This window comes from Metapseudomonas resinovorans DSM 21078, assembly GCF_000423545.1.
GTDB classification, from domain to species: domain Bacteria; phylum Pseudomonadota; class Gammaproteobacteria; order Pseudomonadales; family Pseudomonadaceae; genus Metapseudomonas; species Metapseudomonas resinovorans.
The window spans coordinates 98,069-112,002 of the sequence record NZ_AUIE01000015.1 but is presented as its reverse complement, the minus strand read 5'-3'; the positions used below and the strand labels follow the sequence as shown (position 1 = coordinate 112,002).

The window sequence follows — 13,934 nt, the reverse complement described above, 5'->3', positions numbered from 1 at the left end:
GCGAACCGTAGCTTGGTGCAGTGCGCGGCGGAGGCCGAGCCCTACGACCGCTGTATGACGCGCTTTTATCCAATCTGTGTCTGTCACCTCGTGCCCGCCCGCCCTAGATTTGGATTTTTCCGTCCAGGTGCCCGCGATGAACGACATACCCGGCAACATCGACTTTGCAGGCTTGACGGCTCGCAGGCTCGGGCCCGATGACCTTGAGATCATCTGCGTGCACCGCGAAACGATGTTCCTCGAGGCTGAAGGCGACCCCTCGAAATTGCGCCTGATGACCGAGCATTTCCGCCCCTGGCTGCAGCAACGCCTGCTCGACGGCCGCTACTACGGCTTCGCGCTGATGGACGCCGAGCAGCCTGCTGCGGCGATTGGCCTGATGAGTATCGACTGGCCCCCTCACCCGTCCCATCCAGCCTCGGACCAGCGCGGCTATGTGCTGAACGTATTCGTTGAACCTGCCTACCGGCGCCGGGGCTTGGCTTCGGCCCTGATGAAGCTGGCGGAAGCCGAGTTCGCCCAACGCGGTTTGAGTTTTGCCGTGCTGCACGCGACCAAGGCCGGCAAGCCGGTGTACGAGGGATTGGGCTGGGCGGGCACTGCCGAGATGGCGAAAACCCTTTGATTACTTGGCCGCTGATGCCAGGGGGTTGGTCGCCTTTCCCGCCTTCCGCCTCTCAAACCCAGCCTTGCGCAGAGTCGCTCCAGCGATAACCCCGTCACGCCGACTGCAGGTTCTGCGAGTGCCTGGGCAAGCCGATGGAGATGGAGGCGGCCAACACCACGAAAGCCGTGGAGACCCACAAGCACGCCTCCAGCCCATAGGCCTGGTAGATCCAGCCGGACAGCAGCGTTCCGATCAACCTCCCCAGTGCGTTGGACATGTAGTAGAAACCCACGTCCAGGGATACGCCGTCTTCCTTGGCATAGCTGACGATCAGGTAGCTGTGCAGGGAGGAGTTCACGGCGAACAGCGCACCGAACACCATCAGCCCACCCAGCAGCACCACCTGGGCCGACCAGCCGCTTGAAAGGCCAACCGCAATGGCCGCGGGTAACGCCGCCAGCAAACTTGCCCAGAGGAAGGCCGCGCGGCCGTCCGGTACATGCCCACGCCGTTTGCCGGTGATGGCCGGCGCGAAGGACTGCACGATGCCGTAGCCGATGACCCACGCGGCGAGGAAGCCGCCGACCAGCCAGAAGTCCCAGCCGAAAACGGTGCTCAGGTACACCGGCAGGGCGACCACGAACCAGACGTCGCGGGCGCCGAAGAGGAACAGCCGGGCCGCCGAGAGGATGTTGATGGCCCGACTCTTGGACAGCATGTCGCGGAACTTCGGCTTGGCCTTGGCCTTGCCCAGATCCTTCTTCAGCAGCACCAGGCTGCCGAGCCAGATCAGGCTCAGCACGACCGCCATGGCCAGGACCGCGCCCGTGAAGCCCAGCAGGGCAAGCAGCGCCCCACCCAGGAAGAAGCCCACGCCCTTCAGCGCGTTCTTGGAACCGGTGAGGATCGCCACCCACTTGTAGAGCGTGCCCTGCTGGCTGTCTGGCACCAGGAGCTTGATCGAGCTCTTGGCGCTCATTTTATTGAGGTCCTTGGCGATGCCCGACAGCGCCTGGGCGCCCATCACCCAGGGGATGGTGAGCCAGGCGGCGGGCACCGTGAGCATCAGCAGCGCGATGACCTGCATCCCGAGGCCGATGTTCATGGTGCGGTTCAGCCCCACGCGCGCGCCGAGGTAGCCGCCCACCAGGTTGGTGATGACACCGAAGATCTCGTAGAACAGGAACAGCGCAGCGATCTGAAGTGGCGTGTAGCCCAGGGTGTGGAAGTGCAGCACCACCAACATGCGCAAGGCGCCGTCGGTGAGGGTGAAGGCCCAGTAGTTGCCGGTCACTAGCAGGTACTGGCGCACTTCAGGGGAAAGGCCGGACAACGCCTTCATCGGGTTCCACTCCTGGCGGGTAGCCCGGATACCCATCCGGGGAAATGTGCTTCGGGGCATTCCCGGATTTCATCCGGGCTACCGGTGCTATCAACCGGCCAGACCGACCAGCCGGGCCAGCTCGACAGTGCGGTTGGCGTAGCCCCACTCGTTGTCGTACCAGGCATAGAGCTTCACCTGGGTGCCGTTGACCACCATGGTCGACAGTGCGTCGATGATCGACGAGCGCGGGTCGGTGCGGTAATCGATGGACACCAGCGGGCGCTCTTCATAGCCGAGGATGTCCTTCAGTTCATTCTCCGACGCCGTCCTGAGGAGCTGGTTGACCTCCTCCACCGTGGTTGCGCGCTCCACTTCGAACACGCAGTCGGTCAAGGATGCGTTGGCCAGCGGCACCCGCACGGCGTGACCGTTCAAGCGGCCGCGCAGCTCGGGGAAGATTTCCGCGATGGCGGTGGCCGAACCGGTGGTGGTGGGGATCAGGCTCATGCCCGAGGCACGGGCGCGGCGCAGGTCCTTGTGCGGCTGGTCGAGAATGCTCTGGGTATTGGTCAAGTCGTGGATGGTGGTGATGGAACCGTGGCGGATGCCGAGGTTTTCGTGGATCACCTTGACCACCGGCGCCAGGCAGTTGGTGGTGCAGGACGCGGCGGTGACGATGCGGTGCTGCGCTGGGTCGAACAGGTGTTGGTTGACCCCCATGACCACGTTCAACGCGCCCTTTTCCTTGACCGGCGCACTGACCACCACCCGCTTCACGCCCTGGTCCAGATAGGCCTGGAGCACGGCGACGGTTTTCATCTTGCCGCTGGCCTCGATCACCAGATCGCAATCGGACCAGTCGGTGTCGGCGATGGCTTTGTTGGCAGTGACCTGGATGCGCTTGCCGCCGATCACCACGCAGTCGCCTTCGGCACTGGCTTCGTGCTGCCAGCGGCCGTGAACCGAATCGAAGTTCAGCAGATGGGCGTGGGTGGCGGCGTCACCCGCGACGTCATTGATGCGGACAAACTCGAACTCCGGCCAGTCCCAGGCAGCGCGCAGCGCCAGGCGACCGATACGACCGAAACCGTTGATACCGACTTTGATGCTCATGCTTGTGTTCTCGAATAAAAACGTGGGTCAGAGGGAACGTTGGTTGACGCGTTTGGACAGCTCTTCAGCCGACTCCTTGCGCTCGGAATAGCGGTCGACCAGGTAATCCGAGCGGTCACGCAGCAACAGGGTGAACTTCACCAGTTCCTCCATGACATCCACGACGCGGTCGTAGAACGAGGACGGCTTCATGCGCCCCGCCTCGTCGAACTCCAGGTAGGCCTTGGGCACCGAGGACTGGTTGGGGATGGTGAACATGCGCATCCAGCGGCCCAGTACACGCAGCTGGTTGACCACGTTGAAGGATTGCGAACCGCCGCAAACCTGCATCACCGCCAGGGTCTTGCCCTGGGTCGGGCGGACCGCGCCCATGGCCAGGGGAATCCAGTCGATCTGGGCCTTGAACACCGCGCTCATCGAGCCGTGGCGTTCCGGCGAGCACCACACCTGGCCTTCCGACCAGAGCACCAGCTCGCGAAGCTCTTGCACTTTGGGATGGTCGTCCGGCACGTCATCCGGCAACGGCAGCCCGGACGGGTCGAAGATGCGCGTCTCGGCGCCGAAGTGCTGGAGCAGGCGGGCCGCCTCTTCCGTCAGCAGTCGACTGAAGGAACGCTCGCGGGTCGATCCGTAAAGCAGCAGGATGCGCGGCTTGTGGGTTGCCGAAGGCGCGCGGCCCAGCTTGTCCAGCGTAGGCAGGTCAACCAGATCGGCTTCGAGATTGGGAATGTGGTCGTCGGTCATGGTTCTACTCCTCAGCAAGCGCGACCTTGGGCTGATCGAACCAGCGGCGCTTGAGCCACCAGGCCACGCCCACCAGCGAGATCAGTACCGGCACCTCCACCAGCGGCCCGATCACGGTGGCGAAGGCCACCGGGGACGCCAGGCCGAAGGTCGCGATGGCCACCGCAATGGCCAGTTCGAAATTGTTGCTGGCGGCGGTAAAGGCCAGCGCCGTGGTGCGCGGATAATCGGCCTGGAGCAGCTTGCCCATCCAGAAGCTGATGAAGAACATCACCACGAAGTAGATGGTCAGCGGGATGGCAATGCGCAGCACGTCCAGCGGCAGTTGCAGCACCTTGTCGCCCTTGAGGCTGAACATCGCGACGATGGTCAGCAGCAGCGCCATCAGGGTCAGCGGGCTGATCCGGGGAATGAAGCGCTCGCTGTACCAGGCCTCACCTTTGCGGGCGATCAGCAGCTTGCGGGTGAGGAAGCCCGCCAGGAAGGGAATCCCGAGGTAGATCAGTACCGACTCAGCAATGTCGATGAAGCTGGTCTGGATCACACTGCCTTCCAGGCCGAACAACGGCGGCAGCAGGCCCAGGAATATCCAGGCGTACACGCTGAAGAACAGGATCTGGAAGATGCTGTTGAAGGCCACCAGCCCGGCCACGTATTGGTTGTTGCCACCGGCGATCTGGTTCCAAACCAGCACCATGGCGATACAACGGGCCAGGCCGATGAGGATCAGGCCGGTCATGTATTCAGGCTTGTCCGCCAGGAACACAATCGCCAGCACGAACATCAGCACCGGCCCGATCACCCAGTTCTGCACCAGCGACAGGGCGAGGATGCGCTTGTCCTTGAACACCTCCGGCAGCTCTTCGTAGCGCACCTTGGCCAGCGGCGGGTACATCATGACGATCAGGCCAATGGCGATGGGAATGTTGGTCGAGCCCACGGACAGGCTGTTCAGCCAACCCGGTAGACCTTCGAACAGACTGCCGAGGCCAACGCCCAGCGCCATGGCCAGAAAGATCCAGACCGTCAGGTAGCGATCCAGGAATGCGAGACGGCTGTTGCGCATGGTCATGTCTCCGAATGTCAGAGGGTGCCGATCAAGGCCAGTTCCGCCTTGAGCTGCTCACTGCTCATCTGCTTCAACGGCAGCGCCAGGAAGGCCTGGACGCGGGTCTTGATCCGCTCCAGCGTGGCCTCGAAGGCAGCTTCGACCTCTTCAGGGCTGCCCCTGTAGTCAGAAGGGTCGGCCAGTCCCCAATGGGCCTTCACGGCCGGGCCGAAGAACACTGGGCAGGCTTCGCCAGCGGCCTTGTCGCAGACGGTGATAACGAAGTCCGGTGCCAGGCTCTCATGCTCGTCGCTGGATTTGCTGTAGAGACCCTCGGTGGCGATGCCGGCCTTGTCCAGAGTCTTCAGGCTCAGCGGATGCACCTCGCCCTTCGGCTGACTGCCGGCGCTATAGGCCTTCATGCCAACAGGCGCCAGGTGGTTGAACACGGCTTCGGAGAGGATGCTGCGGCAGCTGTTGGCGGTGCAGAGAAACAAGACTTTCATTGGAAATCCCTTTTAGCAGCAGGCAGCGACACGCTCCGGGCGGTCGCCCATGCCTTCCAGGCGCTTCGAGTCGGGGCTCAGCCAGTGCCGGTTAGCGTCCAGCACTGTGATCAGCACACGGTGTACCCAATCGGGCAGGTTGGGATGCAGGCGGTAGTAGACCCACTGGCCCTGGCGGCGATCCGCCAATAGCCCGCAGGTGCGCAGCTGAGCCAGGTGACGGGATATCTTCGGCTGGCTCTCATCCAGCGCGCAGGTGAGTTCGCAGACGCACAACTCGTCCTCGCGGGTGATGAGTAGCATCAGGCGAACGCGGGTTTCGTCGGCCAGGCATTTGAAAACGGTGGTCGGGGTCAGATGGTCGGTCATAGGGCTCTCAACGTTTGGTTTTCACCAGGACGAACATCTTGATGCGTTCGGCAATTTCCTGAGCCGCGTGTCGGAAGGCATCAGGCTTGGCGCTGATGACCGGGTCTTCGAAGTGCCAGGCCAGCACCTCGCCGGCGCCGGGCAGCGCGTGGCACTCCAACGCCGCCTTGTCACAGAGGGTGATCACGTAGTCGAAGCGCTCACCGGCAAACTCGTCGACGGACTTGCTACGCAGGCCCTCGGTGCTGATACCCAGGTGCTCTAGCTCGGCCAGGCTACGTGGATCGACCTCCCCTGGGGCGGTGCCCGCGCTGAACGCTTCGAAGTGCTCGGAATCGATGTGCCGAAGCAGCGCTTCGGCGAACTGGGATCGGGCGGCGTTGGCGGTGCAAACGAACAGCACGCGGGTCTTGGAGGTCATGGCCATGCTCTTGGGTAGATATGGTTTTCCGAATATATGTCTTTTTGAATACTAGGTAAAGCCGCCAGGATGAATCGCAAGGGAATCAGCTTGTGACAGCTGGCAGAAATGCCTACGAGCCCCAAGCCAGGTGCGCTCCATCGTCAACGCCGACCTGAAACATCCGGTTACTCGCATATTCGAATATCGTCATGAACCTGTCATTACAGTCGCCTTAGTTTCAGTCGCACCTCAACCCACACGGGAGCTGTACGATGAAAAAACTGACCTTGGGTGCAATGGTGCTGACCAGCCTGTTTGCCGCCACCTCCTTTGCCAGCCAGTTCGACAAGCCTGGTTTCGTCACCGAAGTGGAAGATGGCCGCCTCTGGGTGTTCCGCGATGGCTCCCAGGAGCTGAAGGACTTCAAGGCGAGCGGCGAGCCGGCCAAACAGTTCACCGACGTCGGCACTGGCCCGGATGGCATGACCGTCAAGGCGGCCGACGAAAAAACTCTGAAGGACTACCTGCAGGCCATCAAGCAATAAGGTCCGCGACTAAACTGCCCGCGCGCCTCGCGCAGCGGGCAGTGCACCATCTGACTCGGGAACCTGGCACGCAGAGCGGTACCCGAAGGCACCGCCCTGCCATCACAAAGTGATCAGTACTACCCCTGGAACCTCCGCGTCTTGAAGCTGATCGACGCTTTGAACTCGTCCACCGTGCCAATGCGGCGAATGTCAGCCCACGTCCCCTTGTAATAGGGCACCACATTGCGGTCGACCCAGGCCGTGGTCAAATCGCCCATCACGCCGTTGAAATGGCCAAATTGCATGAAGGTCTGGTTCGGCTTGATGTCGGGTTCCAGGTAGGCCAACGCATAGGACGAGCCATAGTCGTTGTACACCTCGACGACATCCCCGGACTGGATACTCAAAGTTTTCTTGCTCATTTTTCAAGCATGGAAGAGAACACTTGGAAGCTCCGAGCGCAGACCCCAAGGCGTAGTTGCGGCAATTGCTCAGCCAGCAATCCGAGGACTAAACTCCGCTGCATGAAACGCCGCCTGCGATTCCTCCTCGTCTTTCTGATCAGCCTGGCGCTTCCCCTGAGCGGGATGGCGGGCATCGAGGCGCCGACCGATCCCTGCCCGATGCAAGCCGCCGGCATGATCCAGATGATGGACATGGACATGGATATGGACTGCTGCGATGACCACGGCAAGACGGGCGAGCATGGCAAGAAGGCCTGCAAGACGGGCCAGGAATGCAAGACCGGCAGCATGCTCCAGGTTTCAATCCTGAAACCACCGGTCACCCTGACCGGGCCCGTGCTCGCCGACACTTACCCTGTAGCAGTTCCCGACCGCTCCCCTCCCAATCTCTGGCGACCTCCCTGCGCCTGATTCCTCTCCCTGTCTGAACTCCCACCTGCATCGCTTGCGACTGCGGGCGGGCATGCGCTTATGCGCTGAATATTCAGAGGAATCGTCAGATGACTTCCTTGAGTCCTTGCTCCGGGCTGCCTGTTGCTGGCGCCCTGGCAATAATGCTGTTTGCCTTGCCGAGCCCGGGGGCCTCGCTGTCGCTGGACGACGCGTTGCAGTTGGCCGAGCGCAACGCACCGTCCTTGTCCGCGCAAGCTGCCAAGCTGGATGCGGCAAGAAATGCTGCGATACCTGCCGGTGAGTTACCAGATCCGAAGCTCGCCCTGGGCGTGCAGAACGTCCCCATCGAGGGCGAAGACCGCTGGAGCCTCGACCGCGACTTCATGACCATGCAGATGGTCGGCGTGATGCAGGAGATGCCCAATCGCGACAAGCGCAAGGCGCGGGTCGACACGGCCCAGGCTTCGATCGAACGGGCTGCGGCCGAGGCGCAAGCCGAACGGGTGAAAGTCCGCCGGGAAACCGCCCTGGCCTGGATCGAGACCTACACCGAACAGCGCAAACTCGCCCGATTCGACGACTTCTTCCGGGAGAACCGGCTGCTGGCGGAAACCGTCCAGGCCCGCCTGGTGGGAGGCCGTGGCCAGGCGTTGGAGGCGGTTGAGCCCCGGCAGGAAGCGGCCCAATTGGCGGAGCAGCAGGACGACCTGGCGCTGCAGGTGGCCCAGGCGCGGGCGGCGCTCAAGCGCTGGGTTGGCCAGGAGGCCGCCCTGCCCCTTGCCGGTGACTTTCCGCACTGGCCCATCGACGCGTCCAGCTACCTGCAAGCCCTGCATCGCCATCCCGAGCTGGCGGCCTACGCGCCGATGACACGAGAAGCCGAAGCCCTGGTGCGCGAGGCCGAAGCAGAGAAGAAATCCGACTGGAGTTGGGAGGTGGACTACCAGCGCCGTGGACGTGAATTCGGCGACATGATGACCGTGCAATTCACCTTCGACCTGCCGCTATTTTCCAGTACTCGCCAAGACCCCAAGATCGCCGCGCGACGGGCCCAGGTCGGCCAGCTGGAGGCCGAGCGCGAAGCCCTGCTGCGTGAGCATGCCCAGCAACTGGAAACAGACCTGGCGGAATACCAGCGCCTGGATCGGGCGGTGGCCCGCAGTCAGTCCACCCTGGGGCCCCTGGCCGAAGAGAAGGTGGCACTCGCCCTGGCGGGTTATCGCGCCGGGAATACCGAGCTCGCCAGTGTCATCGCTGCGCGCCGCGAGCTTGTCCAGGCCAGGCTCAAGGAGCTCGACTTGCAAGGCTTGAAAGCACTGGCTGGCGCCCGCCTGTACTTTACCTACGGGGAGGGCCGCCCATGAGCCGCGCAGCCTGGAAGGTACCCGCACTGATGGGGCTGGTCCTGCTCGTAGGCGCGGCAGGCGGTTACTGGTTTGCCACCCAAGGGCGTCCGACGGGAATACCCGGGGTCGCCACCCCCGCCGACGAGCGCCAACCGCTCTACTGGTACGACCCGATGTTTCCGCAGCAGAAGTTCGACAGCCCCGGCAAGTCGCCCTTCATGGACATGCAGTTGGTTCCAAAATTTGCGGATGAAGCGAATGACAGTTCGTCTGTCCGCATAGAGCCGGGTATCCAGCAGAACCTCGGTGTGCGGTTGGCCACGGTCACCAAGGGGAAACTGGAGCAAAGCCTGCAAGTAAGCGGCGTCCTGGCCTTCAATGCGCGCGAGGTGGCATTGGTACAGGCGCGGGCCGGTGGTTTCGTCGAGCGCACCTACGCCCGCGCACCTGGCGATCTGATTGCGGCCGGCGATCCCCTCGCCGACGTGCTAATACCGGAATGGGCAGCCGCCCAGGAAGAGTTTCTCGCGCTGCGCCGCATTGGCGACCCAGCCTTGTCCGCTGCGGCCCGCCAGCGTCTGCACCTGATCGGGATGCCGGCGGCACTGATCGCCCAGGTCGAGCGAGGCGGGAAAGCCAGGTCGGTCATGACGCTGACCAGCCCCATCAGCGGTGTGATTCGCGAGCTCGACGTGCGCATTGGCATGACCCTGTCAGCCGGACAGCCCCTTGCCCGGATCAACGGCCTGGAACACGTATGGCTGGAGGCAGCCATTCCAGAGGCCCAGGCTGGCGCATTGCAAGTCGGGCAGACGGTCGAAGCGCGGCTGCCCGCCCTGCCCGGCGAGGTGATCCACGGGGCGCTCTCCAGCGTGCTTCCCGAGAGCGACTCGCAAAGCCGCACGTTGCGCGTGCGCATCGAACTGGCCAATTCCGATGGCCGCTTGCGACCAGGCATGACTGCCCAGGTTCGGCTGAACCAGCCCAGCCAGGCCGACCTATTGCTGCTACCCAGTGAAGTGGTCATTCGCACGGGTAAACGCGCGCTCGTGATGCTCGTGGAAGAAAGCGGTCGCTTCCGCCCGATTGAAGTCCAACTGGGTCAGGAGAGCGATGGTCAGGTGGCGGTCCTCGACGGATTGGAAGCCGGCCAGCAGGTCGTCGCGTCCGGGCAATTCCTGATCGATTCGGAAGCCAGCCTGCGAGGTCTCGAGGCCAGGTCGCTGGGCAAGCCAACGATGCCCATGGACCAGCCAGCCCTGCACGAGGCCGAGGGCAGCGTCGTCGAAGTCGGCGCTCAGGGTCTGACGGTTTCCCACGGCCCATTCAAGACCTTGGGGATGCCCGGCATGACCATGACCTTTCCCCTGGCCCAACCCGAGCTGGCGCAGGGCCTGAAAACGGGTGACCGCATCAGGCTGAAAGTGCGCGAGAGCGATTCCGGCTTGCTGATCGAGCAACTGGAGAAGCTGGAGAGCGCGCCATGATCGAGAAACTGATTCGCTGGTCAGTCGCCAATCGGTTTCTGGTGTTGCTGGCCACCCTGTTTGCGGTGGCCTGGGGTATCTGGTCGCTACGCAGCACCCCCATCGATGCCCTGCCCGACCTCTCCGACGTGCAAGTCATAATCCGCACGCCCTATCCGGGGCAAGCACCGCAGATCGTCGAGAACCAGGTCACCTACCCGCTGACCACCACCATGCTTTCGGTGCCTGGGGCCAAGACGGTCAGGGGGTACTCGTTCTTCGGCGACAGTTTCGTGTACGTGCTGTTCGAGGACGGTACCGACTTGTACTGGGCGCGCTCGCGAGTGCTCGAATACCTGAGCCAGGCGCAGGGGCGTCTGCCTGCCGCTGCCAAGCCCGCGCTGGGCCCGGATGCCACGGGGGTTGGCTGGATATTCCAGTACGCCCTGGTCGACCGCAGCGGTCTCCACGACCTGGCGCAACTCAGAGCGCTGCAGGACTGGTTCCTCAAGTTCGAGCTGAAGACCCTGCCCAACGTGGCCGAAGTCGCCACGGTGGGCGGCATGGTGCGGCAGTACCAGATTCAGGTCGACCCGATCCGCCTTGCCAGCCTGGGCATCACCCAGGACGAAGTGGTCGAGGCCATCGGCAAGGCTAACCAGGAAACCGGTGGCGCCGTACTGGAACTGGGCGAGGCCGAGTTCATGGTCAGGGCTTCCGGCTACCTGAAGACCCTTGCCGATTTCCGTGCCGTGCCGCTGAAGCTGACGGCCGAGGGCACTCCCATCACCTTGGGCGATGTGGCGACGATCCAGCTCGGGCCGGAGATGCGCCGAGGCATTGCCGAGCTCGATGGCGAAGGGGAAACCGTTGGTGGCGTGGTGATACTGCGCAGCGGGAAGAACGCGCGTGACACCATTGCCGCCGTGAAGGCCAAGCTCGACGAGTTGCAGAAGAGCCTTCCCGACGGCGTGGAAGTCGTCATCACCTATGACCGCAGCCAACTGATCGAGCGAGCGGTACGCAACCTCAGCCAGAAGCTGATCGAAGAGTTCATCGTGGTCGCGCTGGTCTGCGCCGCGTTCCTCTGGCACCTGCGCTCCTCCATGGTGGCCATCGTCTCGCTGCCGGTGGGGGTGCTGATCGCGTTCGCCGTCATGCATTACCAGGGCATCAACGCCAACATCATGTCCCTGGGCGGGATCGCCATTGCGATAGGCGCCATGGTCGACGCCGCCGTCGTGATGATCGAGAACGCCCACAAGCGCGTTGAGGCTTGGAACGCCAACCATCCCGGCGAAATCTTGAGTGGCCAGCAGCACTGGCGGGTCATGACCGATGCAGCCGTCGAAGTCGGCCCGGCATTGTTCTTCTGCCTGATGATCATCACCCTCTCGTTCATCCCGGTGTTCACCCTGGAGGCCCAGGAGGGCCGCCTGTTCGGCCCACTGGCCTTCACCAAGACCTACGCGATGGCGGCCGCCGCGGGTTTGTCGGTGACGCTGATTCCGGTGTTGATGGGTTACTGGATACGTGGACGACTGCCAGCCGAACAACGCAATCCGCTCAACCGTGGGCTGATTCGCCTGTACCAGCCGGCCCTGGATGCCGTGCTGCGGCATCCCCGGGCAACCCTGGTGGTCGCGCTGCTGGCATTCCTGACCACGCTTTGGCCGGTGTCGCGGCTGGGTGGGGAGTTCCTCCCGCCGCTGGACGAGGGCGACCTGCTCTACATGCCCTCTGCCCTGCCCGGCCTCTCTGCGCAGAAGGCCTCGGAGCTGTTGCAGCAAACCGACCGGATGATCAGGACCGTCCCGGAAGTGGCGGGTGTCTTTGGCAAGGCCGGACGCGCCGAGTCGGCCACCGACCCGGCACCGCTGGAGATGTTCGAGACCACGGTACGCTTCAAGCCCAAGGATCAGTGGCGCGCCGGAATGACCAGCGACAAGCTGGTGGAAGAGCTGGATCGCGTGGTCAAGGTACCGGGCCTGACCAATATCTGGATTCCGCCGATTCGCAACCGGATCGACATGCTGGCGACGGGCATCAAGAGCCCTATCGGGGTGAAGGTCGCTGGGACGAACCTGACCGAGATCGACCAGGTGACCCAGGCCGTCGAGCGTGTAGCCAGAACAGTACCCGGCGTGACCTCGGCCCTCGCCGAACGCCTGACCGGCGGGCGTTACATAGACGTCGACATCGATCGCCAGGCCGCCGCGCGCTACGGGATGAACATCGCCGACGTGCAAGCGATCGTCGCCAGCGGCATCGGTGGCGAGAACATCGGCGAGACCGTGGAAGGACGTGCACGCCATCCCATCAACCTGCGCTACCCGCGTGAGTGGCGCGACTCGGTCGGAGCACTGGAGCAACTGCCCATCTATACCGCCCGGGGCGGACAGATCACCCTCGGGACAGTGGCGCGAATCCGGATCACCGATGGCCCCCCCATGCTCAAGAGCGAAAACGCCCGCCCTTCGGGCTGGGTGTATATCGACGTTCGCGGGAGAGACCTGGCCTCTGTCGTGGCGGACCTGCGCCACGCTGTCGAAGGTTCGGTGACGCTGGCGCCCGGGATGAGCCTCAGCTACTCCGGGCAGTTCGAATTCCTCGAGAGGGCCAATGCCCGTCTGAAACTGGTGGTGCCGGCCACATTGGCGATCATCTTCGTTCTGCTCTACCTCACCTTCGGCCGCTTCGACGAGGCCCTGCTGATCATGGCCACGCTGCCCTTCGCGCTGACCGGAGGCGCCTGGTTCCTCTACCTGATGGGCTTCAACCTGTCGGTCGCCACCGGTGTGGGTTTCATCGCGCTGGCCGGCGTGGCGGCCGAATTCGGCGTGATCATGCTGCTCTACCTGAAGAACGCCTGGACCGAGAAGCAGGATGCCGGGCACACGACAAACGAAGACTTGCGGGGCGCCATTTGGGAAGGAGCGGTACAGCGCGTACGCCCCAAGGCCATGACAGTCGCCGTCATCATCGCCGGTCTGCTGCCGATCCTCTGGAGCGGCGGCACCGGCAGCGAGGTAATGAGTCGGATCGCCGTGCCCATGGTGGGCGGCATGATCACCGCTCCACTGCTTTCCCTGTTCGTCATCCCGGCGGCGTATTGGCTGATGCGCCGCCCCACTTCACAAACGACCCTCGGAGAAGCTTGATAGAAATAACGGACACAGTTTCAACAGTATGGGCAGGCGCTTTACATGTGCATATCTATGCACATATATTCCTCGCCATGACCACCGCATCCATGAACCGTACCCAAGCCATCGAAGCGGCCATCGAGTCACTCGACGGGACGTTTTTCAAAGCCCTCTGCGAGCCCTCCAGGGTGGCAGTGCTCAAACGCGTGATGCAGTTGGGCCGCGCCGATGTCAGCGAGATTGCCGCCGAACTACCCCAGGAGCGCTCGGTGGTGTCGAGGCATCTGCAGGTACTGTTGGACGCAAACATCGTGCGCGCCACCAAGTCTGGACGACAGGTGTTCTATGAGGTGGATGGCCCGGCCATCGTCATGCGCCTGGAAGATATCCTCCGACACACCAAAAACATCGCTCCGCTGTGCTGCCCTGGCAGTGCGAGTTGATTTTTTTTGATCCAATACGTGTATAGGTACGCACA

At 63.2% G+C, this 13,934-nt stretch carries 15 protein-coding genes; 7 read left to right on the top strand and 8 right to left on the bottom strand.

Translation table 11 applies throughout. The features are described from left to right. Positions 1 to 136 precede the first annotated feature (136 nt). Positions 137 to 625, top strand: coding sequence for a GNAT family N-acetyltransferase (locus G559_RS0114010; protein ID WP_028628824.1), 489 nt, complete (start codon positions 137 to 139; stop codon positions 623 to 625). A gap of 94 nt (positions 626 to 719) precedes the next feature. On the opposite strand, the gene arsJ is transcribed toward G559_RS0114010, so the two are convergent. The 7 genes from arsJ to G559_RS0113975 all read right to left on the bottom strand — a co-directional run bounded on the left by arsJ (position 720) and on the right by G559_RS0113975 (position 6,132). Continuing rightward, entirely contained in the window at positions 720 to 1,949 is a 1,230-nt protein-coding gene (gene arsJ / locus G559_RS0114005; RefSeq protein WP_028628823.1) for an organoarsenical effux MFS transporter ArsJ, read from the bottom strand. A 90-nt stretch (positions 1,950 to 2,039) separates the two neighbouring features. Beyond that, positions 2,040 to 3,044 (bottom strand): ArsJ-associated glyceraldehyde-3-phosphate dehydrogenase, encoded by a 1,005-nt coding sequence (locus G559_RS0114000; protein WP_028628822.1) that lies wholly within the window; start codon positions 3,042 to 3,044, stop codon positions 2,040 to 2,042. 27 nt (positions 3,045 to 3,071) lie between these two features. Continuing rightward, the gene (arsH, locus tag G559_RS0113995) at positions 3,072 to 3,788 is read right to left on the bottom strand and encodes an arsenical resistance protein ArsH (RefSeq protein ID WP_028628821.1); all 717 of its coding nucleotides are present in this window, start codon (positions 3,786 to 3,788) and stop codon (positions 3,072 to 3,074) included. Positions 3,789 to 3,792: 4 nt separating this feature from the next. Continuing rightward, a complete protein-coding gene (arsB, locus tag G559_RS0113990) occupies positions 3,793 to 4,854 on the bottom strand; it encodes an ACR3 family arsenite efflux transporter (RefSeq protein WP_028628820.1) in 1,062 nt (353 codons plus the stop codon). A 17-nt stretch (positions 4,855 to 4,871) separates the two neighbouring features. Next, positions 4,872 to 5,342 (bottom strand): arsenate reductase ArsC, encoded by a 471-nt coding sequence (locus tag G559_RS0113985; RefSeq protein ID WP_028628819.1) that lies wholly within the window; start codon positions 5,340 to 5,342, stop codon positions 4,872 to 4,874. Positions 5,343 to 5,354: 12 nt separating this feature from the next. Next, entirely contained in the window at positions 5,355 to 5,711 is a 357-nt protein-coding gene (locus G559_RS0113980; protein WP_028628818.1) for a metalloregulator ArsR/SmtB family transcription factor, read from the bottom strand. Between the two features lie 7 nt (positions 5,712 to 5,718). After that, a complete protein-coding gene (locus G559_RS0113975; protein ID WP_028628817.1) occupies positions 5,719 to 6,132 on the bottom strand; it encodes an arsenate reductase ArsC in 414 nt (137 codons plus the stop codon). Between the two features lie 254 nt (positions 6,133 to 6,386). Here G559_RS0113975 and G559_RS0113970 point away from each other — a divergent pair, with 254 nt between their 5' ends. Next, on the top strand, positions 6,387 to 6,659 hold the full coding sequence (locus tag G559_RS0113970) for a hypothetical protein (protein ID WP_028628816.1): 273 nt from the start codon (positions 6,387 to 6,389) through the stop codon (positions 6,657 to 6,659). 119 nt (positions 6,660 to 6,778) lie between these two features. Here G559_RS0113970 and G559_RS0113965 read toward each other — a convergent pair whose 3' ends face one another. Beyond that, positions 6,779 to 7,063 (bottom strand): molybdopterin dinucleotide binding domain-containing protein, encoded by a 285-nt coding sequence (locus G559_RS0113965; RefSeq protein WP_028628815.1) that lies wholly within the window; start codon positions 7,061 to 7,063, stop codon positions 6,779 to 6,781. A gap of 102 nt (positions 7,064 to 7,165) precedes the next feature. Between G559_RS0113965 and G559_RS0113960 the strand changes: the two genes are divergently transcribed. The 5 genes from G559_RS0113960 (at position 7,166) to G559_RS0113940 (ending at position 13,899) form a co-directional block, all read left to right on the top strand. Beyond that, a complete protein-coding gene (locus G559_RS0113960; RefSeq protein WP_028628814.1) occupies positions 7,166 to 7,516 on the top strand; it encodes a hypothetical protein in 351 nt (116 codons plus the stop codon). 89 nt (positions 7,517 to 7,605) lie between these two features. Continuing rightward, positions 7,606 to 8,862 (top strand): TolC family protein, encoded by a 1,257-nt coding sequence (locus G559_RS0113955; RefSeq protein ID WP_028628813.1) that lies wholly within the window; start codon positions 7,606 to 7,608, stop codon positions 8,860 to 8,862. Next, complete coding sequence (locus G559_RS0113950) at positions 8,859 to 10,331, top strand: efflux RND transporter periplasmic adaptor subunit (protein WP_028628812.1); 1,473 nt, start codon at positions 8,859 to 8,861, stop codon at positions 10,329 to 10,331. Before G559_RS0113955 ends, G559_RS0113950 begins: the two co-directional genes overlap by 4 nt. Beyond that, positions 10,328 to 13,471 (top strand): efflux RND transporter permease subunit, encoded by a 3,144-nt coding sequence (locus G559_RS0113945; RefSeq protein ID WP_028628811.1) that lies wholly within the window; start codon positions 10,328 to 10,330, stop codon positions 13,469 to 13,471. Before G559_RS0113950 ends, G559_RS0113945 begins: the two co-directional genes overlap by 4 nt. A 77-nt stretch (positions 13,472 to 13,548) precedes the next feature. Next, positions 13,549 to 13,899 (top strand): ArsR/SmtB family transcription factor, encoded by a 351-nt coding sequence (locus G559_RS0113940; protein ID WP_028628810.1) that lies wholly within the window; start codon positions 13,549 to 13,551, stop codon positions 13,897 to 13,899. The last annotated feature ends 35 nt before the right edge of the window (positions 13,900 to 13,934 follow it).

What these genes read in the sequence shown, in the direction of transcription:
- G559_RS0114010 (WP_028628824.1), top strand. Translation starts at nt 137, where the DNA reads ATGAACGACATACCCGGCAACATCGACTTTGCAGGCTTGACGGCTCGC.
- arsJ (WP_028628823.1), bottom strand. Translation starts at nt 1,949, where the DNA reads ATGAAGGCGTTGTCCGGCCTTTCCCCTGAAGTGCGCCAGTACCTGCTA.
- G559_RS0114000 (WP_028628822.1), bottom strand. Translation starts at nt 3,044, where the DNA reads ATGAGCATCAAAGTCGGTATCAACGGTTTCGGTCGTATCGGTCGCCTG.
- arsH (WP_028628821.1), bottom strand. Translation starts at nt 3,788, where the DNA reads ATGACCGACGACCACATTCCCAATCTCGAAGCCGATCTGGTTGACCTG.
- arsB (WP_028628820.1), bottom strand. Translation starts at nt 4,854, where the DNA reads ATGCGCAACAGCCGTCTCGCATTCCTGGATCGCTACCTGACGGTCTGG.
- G559_RS0113985 (WP_028628819.1), bottom strand. Translation starts at nt 5,342, where the DNA reads ATGAAAGTCTTGTTTCTCTGCACCGCCAACAGCTGCCGCAGCATCCTC.
- G559_RS0113980 (WP_028628818.1), bottom strand. Translation starts at nt 5,711, where the DNA reads ATGACCGACCATCTGACCCCGACCACCGTTTTCAAATGCCTGGCCGAC.
- G559_RS0113975 (WP_028628817.1), bottom strand. Translation starts at nt 6,132, where the DNA reads ATGACCTCCAAGACCCGCGTGCTGTTCGTTTGCACCGCCAACGCCGCC.
- G559_RS0113970 (WP_028628816.1), top strand. Translation starts at nt 6,387, where the DNA reads ATGAAAAAACTGACCTTGGGTGCAATGGTGCTGACCAGCCTGTTTGCC.
- G559_RS0113965 (WP_028628815.1), bottom strand. Translation starts at nt 7,063, where the DNA reads ATGAGCAAGAAAACTTTGAGTATCCAGTCCGGGGATGTCGTCGAGGTG.
- G559_RS0113960 (WP_028628814.1), top strand. Translation starts at nt 7,166, where the DNA reads ATGAAACGCCGCCTGCGATTCCTCCTCGTCTTTCTGATCAGCCTGGCG.
- G559_RS0113955 (WP_028628813.1), top strand. Translation starts at nt 7,606, where the DNA reads ATGACTTCCTTGAGTCCTTGCTCCGGGCTGCCTGTTGCTGGCGCCCTG.
- G559_RS0113950 (WP_028628812.1), top strand. Translation starts at nt 8,859, where the DNA reads ATGAGCCGCGCAGCCTGGAAGGTACCCGCACTGATGGGGCTGGTCCTG.
- G559_RS0113945 (WP_028628811.1), top strand. Translation starts at nt 10,328, where the DNA reads ATGATCGAGAAACTGATTCGCTGGTCAGTCGCCAATCGGTTTCTGGTG.
- G559_RS0113940 (WP_028628810.1), top strand. Translation starts at nt 13,549, where the DNA reads ATGACCACCGCATCCATGAACCGTACCCAAGCCATCGAAGCGGCCATC.